Genomic DNA, 12,260 nt, shown 5'->3' with positions numbered 1-12,260 from the left:
ATATGAAGCACAGACGCTACTAACAAAGCGTCTGCGCTTCATCTTTACCGGCGGTTTAAACCTTGATTTTGCACGAAATCCTTCATATAACTCCGGCTATTTTTCTGCAGCAGACGCATCATCTGCTCGCTCCACGTATCACTGCGTGCCCCGCCGGTTCTTTCTTCATAGTAAGCTTGAATCGTTTCATCGTACGCTGCAATCTCTTCATGAACCCGGGCCCGGTCTGCATCGTACGTATTCTCGTGGTAAATATGAGTCATCGGAAGCCGCGGCTTTGTAGAGGCGTTATCTCTCGGAACACCGACGGCAAACCCAAATAACGGGACGACATACGCTGGTGTTTCTAAGAGCTGTTGAACTTGTTCCAAGTCATTACGAATCCCGCCGATATAACAAATACCTAGTCCCATAGACTCCGCTGCAATAGCTGCGTTTTGCGCAGCAAGTGCAGCGTCTACAACGGTCACCATAAATTTCTCGGTACTTTCTAAAGCAGGTGTGATTTCTACATCTTTTTCTTCAGCTAACACCGCATGCCGATATAGGTCAGCACAAAATACGAAGAAGTGGCCGTTATGTTCAACATAGCTCTGGCCACCGGCAAGTTCAGCCAAAGCTTTCTTCTTCTCTCGGTCGGTCACGCCAACAATTGAATAAGCTTGAATATAGCTTGAAGTAGCTGCACTTTGAGCACTTTGAATTAAAGTATGAACCTGTGCCTCAGTTAACGGCTCGTCTTGAAACTTACGAATCGAGCGGTGGTTTAAAATTGTTTCTATCGTTTCGTTCATATGAAGCGGCAGCGGATCGCTGCCTCCCTCCTTTACATCATGATTTATTCACCTTTACCACTTGCCACCCATGAAAATATGGTATCCTTTAACTAAGAAACGTCATATCAACTTAAAGGATTTTCAACAATGATTGTAGAACTCGGCATCGTTTTTCTCATTTTGTTCGTTGGTAGTTTTATTCAAGGATTGAGTGGTTTCGGTTTTGGCCTGTTCGCAATGGGCTTTCTTCCGCTGCTGTTCACATTAAAAGAAAGCACGCTGCTTGTTGTCTCGTTAACAATTGTCCTCTCTTTTTCAATCTTACTCCGGCTTTACACCCATATACAAGTTAAAAGTTTTTTATGGGTGTTAGCAGCAGCAATTGCCGGTCGGATCGGTGCTTTTTTCGTTTTAAGTGAATACGGCGAATTACCGGTTATGCAGCCGATTCTTGGTATATTTTTATGTGGCATGGTTGCTTACTTGTTTTTACGACGGTTTATTACAACGAGCGGACGATTTATTAAGCACCCTGCCGCTCCTATCATTTTAGGTGGACTTGCAGGTTTTGCCGGCGGCGTATTTGCGATCGGGGGCCCTTTTCTTGTGGTTTACTTTTTAATGTTGTATCAAGATAAACAAGCATACAGTGCAAACTTACAGGCTTCATTTTTTATAACGAATTTGTTTACAGTAATCGTTCACGGAGCTTCCGGCCACTTAGATACCAACTTTCTTGTTTACTTTGCTGTTGGTGTTCTCTGTGTTTTTCTCGGTTCTTCACTCGGGCTCAGTTTTTTTCAAAAAATATCAACCGAACGGGTGCAGCAGCTGGCATTATTTATCGTATTAATCGCTGCGGTCAATTTAATTATTTTCGGTTCTTAATACGAAAAAACTGCAGCCGGGCGGGCTGCAGTTTTCAGCGTGTAGACAAACTCTTGAAAAGGCTAAGGCTGACGTCACTTTTCGGCGTACGCTTGCCTCGGGTACGGCCTCAACTTCCTCGGCAGGAAACCGCTGTCTGCGGGATTTTCGGCTCGTTGTTCTGAGTAGGCGTCGCCGCCGATGCTTGTCAGCCTTGCGTCATTTGATGGTCATGAATTGTAGAAATCTTTTTGATCAAGCAACAGCTACATGAAGCAGTTTCATCATGATGCTTCATGAACGATCAAGCGAATCATACACAAAAGACAAATGTAAAAGTGAGCGAAATGAAAGATGGCGACTCCCAGAGGATTAAGCGCAGGCTGAAGATCCACTTGTTCGATTGGTTCATTCGAACAAGTTAGCTGAAGCCAAGCCCTCGGGAAAGCTTCCGTTTTCGTTTCGGTTACGTTCTGATTAAGTTTTATCCTCTTAATACGGGGAAACCGGAGAGCTCGGAGGAATAAGTTGTCCTTAAATGTTAGGTTTTCTACTTTGTCGACAGTCAAAAAACTGCAGCCGGGCAGGCTGCAGTTTTTTGTATTAGGCTGCTCGCGTTGTATGCGATTCCTTCTTATCAACATCACTGTTTTGCGACAATGCTTCATGGAAACGTTTCACTTCAGCGCGGATCGCTTCAGTTGTTTCAAGCTGCTCTTCTATGCTTGTACTGATTTCAGAGACATTCTCAGTCGTCTTCTCTAATTCTTTCGTGTCGGCTTCAACAGTTTGTTGAATTTCAGAGCTTGATTCACTTAACGATTGCAACGAGCGGTTGACTGTCTGCACCTGTTGGGAGCTTGCTTTTAAGTCTTTGATAATATGTTGAAACTGCATGCGCATCTCACCGACAGACGAAGCGCTCTCTTCCATAGATTTTACACGGTCGGAAGCCCGCTGTACCGTTTGTTCAACCTTGCCTATAACAGATTGTACAGATGTTTTAATATCTTTTGTTGCATCCATCGAGTGCTCTGCCAGTTTGCGTACTTCTTCAGCAACAACGGCAAAACCTTTGCCGCTCTCACCTGCACGTGCCGCTTCAATTGAAGCATTCAAAGCAAGGAGGTTCGTCTGCTCGGAGAAATCCTCAATGACACCAACAATACGCTCAATCTTTTGAATTTCTTCGGATAAATCTTGAATTTCATGGTTCGATGCTTCTGCCTCTTCGGATAACTGCTGAATCGCTTCGGAAGTTTCTTCTATCTGGTGTTCACCTTTGCTCGCGGTTTGTTCGGTTTCGCTCATCCCAGATGCAATATCCTGAAGCTGCGCCGCCATTTGCTGCATTCCTTGATCCATATTGTCTGTAATTGTAGCCGTTTCTTCATAAGTAGCAAGCTGTGTCTGTGCCTGTGCTTCGATAGATTCAATCGCTTCGTTCACTTCTGCGGTTTTCTCGCTAAGCTGATTTAAGCGACCATCGAGCGTTTCCACAGTATCTTCAGTTGCTTGTGCATGCTTTTCTTGTTGTTGGTTATGTTTTTCAACCTCAGCAAACAGGCTGTTCAGTTTGTTCGATAATACACCTAGTTCATCTTCATTTTTGATAGAAATCCGGTGATTTAATTCTCCTGCTTGAAACGTTTGAATATCTACTACCATGCGGCGGATTGGTCGCAGAATAATAAAGTTTAACAATAACGCAATAATCACCGTTCCTGTAACAACGTTCATAACGTTATTCAACCAAACCCCTAGAATCCCTAAATCAATGCCTACAGCGTCAATTCCTTGCAGAACCCAATTGGCAATTGTTGCATTCAAAAGCAACACAGCCACTAAGGCCAACACAAACTTCACAATCATTTTTTTTACAAACCGGACTTCATTCAACGCAAAAACCGCCCCTTAGTTATAAAGTTTCACATACATTATTACCGATGTATTTCCCGAAGATGATATTATCTAAACTTGCTCGATATATAAAGGACTTTTTAACCTTTTAGACAAGATTGACTACATCTTTAGAATCAATTTACTATTATGTATTTATAAGGAATGAAAAGCCTGTGCACGCAAGTAAACGGCACAGGCTTAATTGATTTTAATTTTGTTTTGATTCTAATGTTCCTCGACATAATCAAGGCTAGCCTGAACAATATAACGGTCCGGTGCTGCTCCGATATAATCAAACGGATAACAAGTCGTTAACGTTAATGTCGGTTCATCGTGGCGAACGATCACTGTACGATCATCCTTATCAGTAATCCAAATGTCTTCAATTGTATAATGATAAGTTTTCCCTTCGAAATCTACGGACAAAGCGTGCCCTTCTTCTAAAGCCCCAAGTTCACTAAAAACGGTATCCCGGTGTCCTGACACAACCGTATGCCGCTCACCATCTGGTGGTGTTGTAAAGTCACTCACATGATAACCTACGCCTTGATCCAACGTTGCTTCATCTGTTCCCCAATACACCGGATATGAGCTGCTTATTGTTGGCACATGAAGTTCAGCCACTTCTTGTCCTTGATTATATGAATACGATTGATCATAAGGGTTGTTCTCGTCTTCAGCTTCCACAGACTCTTCTTGTTCACCTTCGATAAAAGTTTCAACGTCTGCATCCAGCTGTGGACCGCTCGTATGCACGACTTCAGAAGATTCTTTGCTTTCAACACTTTCCAAATCTTCTTCATCTGAACAGCCAACCAGCCCGAACATTACAACCGTCGCACCGACTGTTAAAATTGTGGGCTTTTTCATTTATGATCCTCCTTGATGGTTTGTACACTTATACCTTACCACCACTTAGAAAGAAACAAAAGAATTGCAACCATCTTTAACCAAATCTTAAACTTCTGAGTGCGCTACAGTCTTTCTTCTGCTCCTTGTCCCCCACTTTCTACAAAGTGTAAAGCGGGGGGTTCTCACCTAAACATGATCAAAAAAGCGCTCTGCTGATCCTACAAGGGATCAAACAGAGCGCTTCTCTTAAATAGTTATTGACTTAATTTAAAACTACGCTTTTACCGAAGAACGACGGTTGAACAGCATAAACGCACCTGCTGCTGCCATCATCAAGCCGGCACCAAGGCCTAGCGGGTAAGCAGAAGCTGTTGCTGGAAGCTCATCACCTTCGTCATAACCGTATCCTGCTTCAGCTTCATCTTCATCGTCATAATCAGCTTCAACGCCTGCTTCTACATCAGCGTCTGCATCTTCGTCACCGTCTTCTTCAACGCCTGCTTCTGCATCAGCGTCGCCTTCACCATCAACTTCAACACCATCTTCATCTTCAGTGTCGACGTCGTCAATGTCGCCATCTTCGTCAATAACAGCTTCTTCACCGTCATCTGTATCTACATCACCATTGTCCGTGTCTACGTCTACATCTGTGTCGCCTTCAACTTCAACCTCTGCTTCAACATCGTCGTCATTATCGTCATCAGCAAATGCACCTTGAACAGCGGCAAGTGACAAACCAAAAGTAAGTACAGTAGCTGCTGAGAGCTTACCTAATGATTTAAGGCTAAGTACGTTCTGTGGTTTTGACATGAGAAAATCCTCCAATGAATTGAATTATTTTGTGTTACAATCTATTGGTTTCCACGCTGTAAATTATCTTAAACATATCTACAGATTTTTTTTTGAATTATGATAAAATACATATAGTTATAAAACTTTCGCTAGTCATCTTAGGAGGCAGCAAGCATGGAGTTAAGAATCGAAAAAGTAAATGAAAAAAAAGCAAAGCCAGACTATGACAACCTCACATTTGGGGCCCATTTTACAGATCACATGTTTGTTATGGACTATCATGAAGACGAAGGCTGGCACGATGCCCGCATTGTTCCTTATGCACCGCTTGAAATGGATCCTGCTTCTATTGTGTTTCATTACGGACAGGCGGTTTTTGAAGGTTTAAAAGCCTATCCATCAAGCGATCATGCCTTACTGTTTCGCCCGGATAAAAATTTTCAACGTTTAAACACTTCTAATGAACGAATGAACATCCCGCCTGTAGATGAACGCTTTCTTGTCGATGCTTTAAAACAGCTCGTCCAACTTGATCAAGACTGGCTGCCAAATCAAGAAGGACAGTCGCTTTACATCCGCCCATTTATTATCGGGACTGAAGCTGCCTTAAGCGTCAAACCTGCCGCTCAATACAAATTAATGATTATCCTCTCACCAGTCGGTGCTTACTATACTGGCGGTGACCAACTGAGCCCTGTAAGTATTTACGTTGAAGACGACTTTGTACGCTCCGTCCGCGGCGGTGTTGGCTTTGCAAAAACTGCCGGCAACTATGCTGCAAGCTTGAAAGCACAAATGAATGCTGCGACCTACGGTTATGATCAGGTTTTATGGCTTGATGCTGTAGAAAAGCGGTATATTGAAGAAGTCGGGAGTATGAATATTTTCTTTAAGATCAATGGGGAAGTTTATACACCGCCACTAAACGGCTCAATCCTTCCTGGAATCACCCGGGATTCAGTCATTGAGCTCATTCGTTACTGGGGCTATACCATTCGTGAGGAGCCGATTACAGTAGATGAGGTTATTGCAGCTCACCAAAACGGCGAGCTTGAAGAAGTCTTCGGTACAGGTACAGCTGCCGTTATCTCGCCGGTTGGCATCCTAAAATGGAAAGATGAAGAGATCACAATTAACGAAAACAAAGCTGGAAAGCTGGCGCTCGATTTATACGACACGATTACTAGCATTCAAACTGGTTCCCAAACGGATAGTTTCGGTTGGACTAAGCATGTGCCGCTCGTGACTGAACCTAAACAACCTTAAAAGGTTCAATCAAGTTGTCTCAAATTTTTGAGGCTAACTCATAGGCAGGGCTGACAAGCATTGGCGACACCTGCGTCCGCCGAAAAGCAATGTCAGCCCTTGTTTATTATACATACGCCTACATTATATACAGGTCATATTACGGTGTAGTCCCGAGCTGCTCCTCATCAATTTCATGAAAAGCAAAAACTTGATTTCTACCACTGGACTTAGCAGTGTATAGAGCGCGATCAGCACGGTCTAAAAGTTCGTGACGGTCGTTATGTTCTGTTGGCGTAATGACAGCAAAACCAACACTTACCGTCACATACTCACTTGTAGCGGAGGCTTTATGTGGAATTTTGCGCGCACTCACACTATGCTTCATCATCTCTGCCACAATTTGGGCATGCCGCTCGTTCGTTGTCGGAAGTACCGCTGCAAACTCCTCCCCACCGTAACGAGCAAGCGCATCTTGTTCCCGTTTACATGTTGCTTCAAGAATATGCGCCACGTGACGGAGGGTATAGTCCCCTTCTAAGTGACCGTAATAATCGTTGTAATTCTTAAACTCATCAATATCAGCGAGAATGACAGTAAGCGGCTCCCCGCTTTTTAACGCTTCTGACCACCGCTTTTCAAATACATCTTCAAACGCCCGCCGATTCAACACACCCGTCAAACCATCAATATTTGCTTGATCTCTAAGCTCTCTTTCAAGGCGTAGTTCTTCTGTCCGGTCCCGGCCCATGCCTACAATACCCACAACTCGATTTTTTAACGTCATCACCGTTACAGTTAACTCCACCTCAATTAGATGACCATCGCGATGTAAAAAGTTTGTATGAAAACGAGGTACATCTTTAGCTTTAATACGCTCAATCATTGTGGTAAACGCAGTGTCATTTACCGGAAGAAACTCCTGGCTGGAGCGACCTGCGAGCTCTTCACTATCATAACCGATAAGATCTGCAAGCTCACTATTCACCTCCACAATTCGCCCAGCCGGGGTTAAAACAAACGCAGGATAAATGGGATTTTTAAACAAGGCTTTGTAAGCACGGCTCTCAATGACAGTACGTAAATAACGTTTCACAAAGATTGACAAAACAACGGCAAATAAAGCTAACCCAAACATTGACTGCATAATAAACGCCGTAACATTCATATTTCTGCCGAGAAACAGTACATCTATCAGATTAATAAATAGAAAAACAGGAAATACAACGAGCAGGGCGAGAATGACAAACCGAACATGCTCTTTTTGTTCTGCTTTTCGAAGAATCTCGTTCTGCATGCTCCTCACCCTCTTTCCATATCATCATAACTTCTTAATTACTTACATATCGCAAAAATCTAATTAGTTCCAAATACCCTTTTTAGCAAGACTTTAAATCTAGTTTGTTCAAACTAATTACTTTCGACTCACTTTAAAAATGATGACTTTTAAATAATCGCTATCGTAAGCCTTTGTTTTCACAGTTGGGAAATCCTCCGGCAGCCGGTGGGTTTCTAAAATTTGATAATCAAGCTTCATTGATTGGCAGGCACGATCTACAAAAGAGCGGAACTTTTTCATCGCCACGACATTTGCATTTGTTGAAGCTACCACAATCCCATCATTTGCAGTAACTGCAATGACTTCTTCCAATAGTGCTTGATAATCTTTTTTCACACTGAAAGTTTTCTTTTTACTACGGGCAAAGCTCGGCGGATCAACAACAACAAGATCAAATGCCTTATCTTGCTTTTTCGCACGCTTAAAGTATTGAAAAACATCTTGAACGACAATGTCATGTGCTTCATAATCCAAGCCATTTATACTGAATTGTTCAACGGTCTTTGCGTAACTCCGGTTTGCTAAGTCGACGCTTGTCGTATGCACTGCCCCTCCTAATGCTGCACTTACAGAAAAAGCTCCTGTATAAGAAAATGTATTTAACACAGTTCGGCCTCTTGCATATTCATCACGAATCTTGCGGCGGACGTGTCGCTGATCTAAAAAAATCCCCGTCATCGGACCATCATCAAGATCCACAGCATAATTGATCCCATTCTCATGAACGATGAGCGGTTCCGGCGCCCGCTCCCCTTGAACGAAGTCTTCTTCTTCTTCGACAATAGCTCCAGTTTCAAACCGCTTTTTCTCGTAAACTCCTTGAACACCTGGCAATGCTGCCAACGCTTGAAGCACTTCAGTTTGAAACGCAAAAATGCCGGCGCTGTACCAGTGAATCAAGGCGTAGCCATGATAATAATCAATCGCTAACCCACCAACCCCATCTCCTTCACCGTTAAAAATACGATAAGCGGTCGTCTCTTGAGATTGATGCAAACTTCTCCGGTGATGCCAAGCTTGTTGTATTTTTTCAGCAAAAAATGACGCATCCATGACGGTATCTGCCCGGCGCGATACAAGCCAGCCTACACCTTTTGTTTGTTCACCGATATAACCAGTACCAATCAGCTCGTCATCAGCTGATCTAACGTGAACGACGGTGCCTTCATCAGGCAGTGTTTGACCTGGCATGAGGCCGTCTTTAGGAATTAATGGACTGCCCGACATTAAAGCTGCTTTTGTTTCTTCTTGAACATATATATGAAACTCATCCATGATTCAATCTTCCTTTCCTCTTTATCCTATTTCAATAAGTGCCTTGAATATAGCTCACACACGCCGCCGTTGCAAGCCGCACAAATGAGCGGATATTTGCATAATATGAAGTGTACCTAACTTAGACATGAGGGAGGTTGCTCATGCTGCAGCGAACATTTATTTTCTCGGATACTACAGAGAGACGCAACCCGGATATTCAATATTTTGAAGCATCCTTAGCTCATTATCAAAACTTATTAAACAAAGGTTCCGCCCTTATCAACCAATTAACTTCTTCGCCTGATCTTATGCAGCAGTTAATGGCTGCCGCTGAAGTTAACGATAAGGAGGAAGTCGAACGAATCATCAACAGCCTTCAAATTGACTCTGCTGTTGAGGTTTCTTACACACCCACTTCTGTCACTTTTAAGATGGATGAAGATGCTGAAACATTTGGAAGCTGCTGTAAGTTAACGATGAATTTACAATGGGGACGCTGCTTTTCTCGGAAATGAACTGGCACGATGTCATGCTTAGCGCTGTTTCCTCCATGTAAGTTATAATAAATGAAAACGATTTACTTTCATGGAGGTTTGAAAAGATGAACGACTGGAGAACCACGACAATTACAAAAATGTTAAACATTGAACTTCCAATCATTCAAGCAGGTATGGCCGGTGGGATTACCTCGCCTGCGCTTGTGGCTGCTGTTTCTAATGCCGGCGGGTTAGGTTCCATCGGCGCCGGCTATATGAGTGGTGATGCTTTAGATGAAGCTTTAACAAAAGTAAAGCGCTCCACTGACAAGCCCTTTTCAGTGAACTTGTTCGTGCCCGAATATCCGGAAAATGAGCGTGAAGCTATTCAGTTTTCTAAAGATCAAACAGCTGTATATCGAGAAAAACTGAATCTTGTAGACGCTATAACTTCACCTTATCCAGATCAAACTTTGTTCGCAAAGCAAATTGAAATTGTTAAACAGCATAACGTTCCGGTGGTCAGCTTCACGTTCGGACTGCCGCCGGCACAAGTGGTACAAGCATTGAAAGCGGCAGGCATCACACTTATTGGCACTGCTACTACTGTTGACGAGGGCGTCGCGAACGAAGCTGCCGGGATGGATATGGTTGTAGCACAAGGGAGTGAAGCAGGCGGCCATCGCGGCACCTTTAACACCTCATTTAGCGCCGGAATGATTGGTACAATGTCGCTCGTTCCACAAATGTGTGATCACGTTCATATTCCGGTAGTCGCTGCTGGCGGCATTATGGACGGTCGAACAACGGCGGCCTCATTGATGCTTGGAGCTCGAGCCGTTCAGCTTGGGACGGCATTTGTAACCGCCGAAGAAAGCAGTGCTCATCCCCTTCATAAAGCGCACATCTTAAAGAGTAAAGAAAGCGATACTGTTATCACTAAAGCATTCAGCGGCAAACCTGCCCGCGGGCTAGCCAATCAGTTTATACGTGATATGGTAGATTTTGAGAATGACTTTCCCACTTATCCGATCCAACATCATATTACAGCACCGATACGTAAAGCTGCTGCCGATCAAAATAAGCCGGAGCTTATGTCCCTATGGTCCGGACAAAGCCCGCGGCTTAGTAGTAAGCATGCAGTGCATGAAATCATTGAAACCATTACTAAAGATACAGATAAGCTACTCGGAAACGTTTAACTGTTCCAGCGGTTTTTTTGCCGGACCTGTCAAAACTTCACCATCATAGTTAAACCGAGAACCGTGGCATGGACAATCCCACGTTCGATCGCCTTCATTCCATTCCACTTCACACTGCATATGTGTGCAGGTCGTATCGACGATGTGCAGCCGGCCGTCTTTGTCCCGATAAGCACCGGCATGGCTGCCTTCGTATTTCACATGCGAACCTTCATCAGGGTTTAACTCTTCCGGATCAAGTAAACCTTCACCAAATTTACCTTTCATAAAAGCACCGGCGGTATTGGCGCCCTGTTTTAAAAGTGTTTTTAAGCTAGGATCCGTAACGAAACGCTGCGGTGAGAACAACGAAGCATATCGACTTTTCTCACCGGTCACTTCTCCAGCTATAATCATTGCAGCAACCGTGCCGTTGGTCATGCCCCACTTTTGAAAGCCAGTTGCTGTATAAACTTTAGGCAGATCTTTGTCAGCTTCACCGACCAACGGAAAATTATCGAGCGTGAAAATATCGTGCGACGACCAACGATAAGGAAAGCTCTTCGTTGTGAAATTCTCATCAGCAAATTGCTTTAATGCTTCATAATGATGCAATTCATCCTGTCCCTGTCCTGTTTTGTGACCTTCCCCGCCAAATAGCCATAACTTTTCATTTTTTGTATTTACCGACCGAATTGAACGCACCGGCTTTTCAAGGCTGATATACATCCCGCCGGGATACGTATCTTCAACCTCTGCCGCTACTGTATAAGACTGCTCAGCATGCAGACGGGCGAAGAAAAACTCACCATGGTCATGAAATGGAAAATGAGAGGCATCCGCTGCGTGCGAAGCCATTACACGATAGCCTGCATCGGTTGTGACTGTAACAACACCGTCTTCAACATTCACATCTTCAACAAGAGTATCTTCAAACACTACTGCTCCGTGTTCAACCGCTTGTGCTAAAAGGGCCGACGCAAATTTCACCGGATCAAACTGACCTTGATCAGGCATCTTCAGTGCACCTTTAACCTCCAGCGAGAGCGGCATCTGATCAACGTATGAACCAGGGATGTTAAGTTCTTCGTATGCTTCATGCTCACGCTTTAACTTGCCCAGCCCTTGATTGGTCGTTGTATAAACGTAAGCATCCTGTTTTTCGTAATCGCAGTCAATCCCGTATGTTTCAACAGTGTCTTCAATAAACGCCATTGCTTCAACGTTTGCTTCATAGTACAAGCGAGCATTCTCATCACCAAAGTGGCGTCGCAGCTGATCATAAATCATTTGATGCTGGGCCGTTACTTTGGCGGTGGTATAACCCGTTGTACCGTCCAGAATACGCCCTGCCTCAAGTAGAACTACGTTAAAACCGGCTTTCGCACACAAGTAAGCTGTCGTAATCCCTGTGATCCCGCCGCCGGCAATGACAACATCCGTATGTTTATCCTCGTTCAGCTTCGTATAAGAGGTGAGCGTCGTATGCTCACGCCAATACGAGGACGGCTCCTCCGGAAGCTGTGGAGTTTCTCGGAATTCTTCACTCACATCACCACATCCTTTCCGGATA

Annotated in this window: 11 protein-coding genes; 4 read left to right on the top strand and 7 right to left on the bottom strand. The window is 44.0% G+C overall.

Annotated features, from left to right (window positions below; translation table 11 throughout):
* Window positions 1-44 precede the first annotated feature (44 nt).
* On the bottom strand, window positions 45-794 hold the full coding sequence (nfsA, locus tag B0H94_RS06250) for an oxygen-insensitive NADPH nitroreductase (protein WP_106588387.1): 750 nt from the start codon (window positions 792-794) through the stop codon (window positions 45-47).
* Between the two features lie 129 nt (window positions 795-923).
* On the opposite strand from nfsA, the gene B0H94_RS06245 reads away from it, so the two are divergent.
* Window positions 924-1,664 carry a sulfite exporter TauE/SafE family protein gene (locus B0H94_RS06245; RefSeq protein WP_106588386.1) on the top strand — a complete coding sequence of 247 codons (741 nt, stop codon included), beginning with the start codon at window positions 924-926 and terminating at the stop codon, window positions 1,662-1,664.
* 582 nt (window positions 1,665-2,246) lie between these two features.
* On the opposite strand, the gene B0H94_RS06240 is transcribed toward B0H94_RS06245, so the two are convergent.
* The 3 genes from B0H94_RS06240 to B0H94_RS06230 all read right to left on the bottom strand — a co-directional run bounded on the left by B0H94_RS06240 (window position 2,247) and on the right by B0H94_RS06230 (window position 5,207).
* A complete protein-coding gene (locus B0H94_RS06240) occupies window positions 2,247-3,542 on the bottom strand; it encodes a methyl-accepting chemotaxis protein (protein WP_106588385.1) in 1,296 nt (431 codons plus the stop codon).
* 228 nt (window positions 3,543-3,770) lie between these two features.
* The gene (locus B0H94_RS06235; RefSeq protein WP_106588384.1) at window positions 3,771-4,415 is read right to left on the bottom strand and encodes a class D sortase; all 645 of its coding nucleotides are present in this window, start codon (window positions 4,413-4,415) and stop codon (window positions 3,771-3,773) included.
* A 255-nt stretch (window positions 4,416-4,670) separates the two neighbouring features.
* Window positions 4,671-5,207 carry a hypothetical protein gene (locus B0H94_RS06230; protein ID WP_106588383.1) on the bottom strand — a complete coding sequence of 179 codons (537 nt, stop codon included), beginning with the start codon at window positions 5,205-5,207 and terminating at the stop codon, window positions 4,671-4,673.
* 156 nt (window positions 5,208-5,363) lie between these two features.
* Here B0H94_RS06230 and B0H94_RS06225 point away from each other — a divergent pair, with 156 nt between their 5' ends.
* A complete protein-coding gene (locus B0H94_RS06225; protein ID WP_106588382.1) occupies window positions 5,364-6,455 on the top strand; it encodes a branched-chain amino acid aminotransferase in 1,092 nt (363 codons plus the stop codon).
* 139 nt (window positions 6,456-6,594) lie between these two features.
* On the opposite strand, the gene B0H94_RS06220 is transcribed toward B0H94_RS06225, so the two are convergent.
* On the bottom strand, window positions 6,595-7,731 hold the full coding sequence (locus B0H94_RS06220; protein WP_106588381.1) for a GGDEF domain-containing protein: 1,137 nt from the start codon (window positions 7,729-7,731) through the stop codon (window positions 6,595-6,597).
* 117 nt (window positions 7,732-7,848) lie between these two features.
* A complete protein-coding gene (locus B0H94_RS06215) occupies window positions 7,849-9,051 on the bottom strand; it encodes a class I SAM-dependent rRNA methyltransferase (RefSeq protein WP_427909932.1) in 1,203 nt (400 codons plus the stop codon).
* Between the two features lie 140 nt (window positions 9,052-9,191).
* On the opposite strand from B0H94_RS06215, the gene B0H94_RS06210 reads away from it, so the two are divergent.
* Window positions 9,192-9,545, top strand: a complete 354-nt coding sequence (locus B0H94_RS06210; RefSeq protein ID WP_106588379.1) for a YuzC family spore coat inner layer protein — start codon at window positions 9,192-9,194, stop codon at window positions 9,543-9,545.
* An 86-nt stretch (window positions 9,546-9,631) separates the two neighbouring features.
* Window positions 9,632-10,708, top strand: a complete 1,077-nt coding sequence (locus B0H94_RS06205) for an NAD(P)H-dependent flavin oxidoreductase (protein ID WP_106588378.1) — start codon at window positions 9,632-9,634, stop codon at window positions 10,706-10,708.
* On the opposite strand, the gene B0H94_RS06200 is transcribed toward B0H94_RS06205, so the two are convergent.
* Complete coding sequence (locus B0H94_RS06200; protein WP_106588377.1) at window positions 10,691-12,238, bottom strand: FAD-dependent oxidoreductase; 1,548 nt, start codon at window positions 12,236-12,238, stop codon at window positions 10,691-10,693. The genes B0H94_RS06205 and B0H94_RS06200 overlap by 18 nt on opposite strands.
* Between the last annotated feature and the right edge of the window lie 22 nt (window positions 12,239-12,260).

Origin of the sequence: Salsuginibacillus halophilus (assembly GCF_003014715.1) — a bacterium.
GTDB classification, from domain to species: domain Bacteria; phylum Bacillota; class Bacilli; order Bacillales; family Marinococcaceae; genus Salsuginibacillus; species Salsuginibacillus halophilus.
Note: the sequence above shows the minus strand (reverse complement) of the source record. Positions and strands in the feature narration are given on the sequence as shown.

What these genes read in the sequence shown, in the direction of transcription:
- B0H94_RS06205 (WP_106588378.1), top strand. Translation starts at nt 9,632, where the DNA reads ATGAACGACTGGAGAACCACGACAATTACAAAAATGTTAAACATTGAA.
- B0H94_RS06210 (WP_106588379.1), top strand. Translation starts at nt 9,192, where the DNA reads ATGCTGCAGCGAACATTTATTTTCTCGGATACTACAGAGAGACGCAAC.
- nfsA (WP_106588387.1), bottom strand. Translation starts at nt 794, where the DNA reads ATGAACGAAACGATAGAAACAATTTTAAACCACCGCTCGATTCGTAAG.
- B0H94_RS06235 (WP_106588384.1), bottom strand. Translation starts at nt 4,415, where the DNA reads ATGAAAAAGCCCACAATTTTAACAGTCGGTGCGACGGTTGTAATGTTC.
- B0H94_RS06220 (WP_106588381.1), bottom strand. Translation starts at nt 7,731, where the DNA reads ATGCAGAACGAGATTCTTCGAAAAGCAGAACAAAAAGAGCATGTTCGG.
- B0H94_RS06245 (WP_106588386.1), top strand. Translation starts at nt 924, where the DNA reads ATGATTGTAGAACTCGGCATCGTTTTTCTCATTTTGTTCGTTGGTAGT.
- B0H94_RS06230 (WP_106588383.1), bottom strand. Translation starts at nt 5,207, where the DNA reads ATGTCAAAACCACAGAACGTACTTAGCCTTAAATCATTAGGTAAGCTC.
- B0H94_RS06225 (WP_106588382.1), top strand. Translation starts at nt 5,364, where the DNA reads ATGGAGTTAAGAATCGAAAAAGTAAATGAAAAAAAAGCAAAGCCAGAC.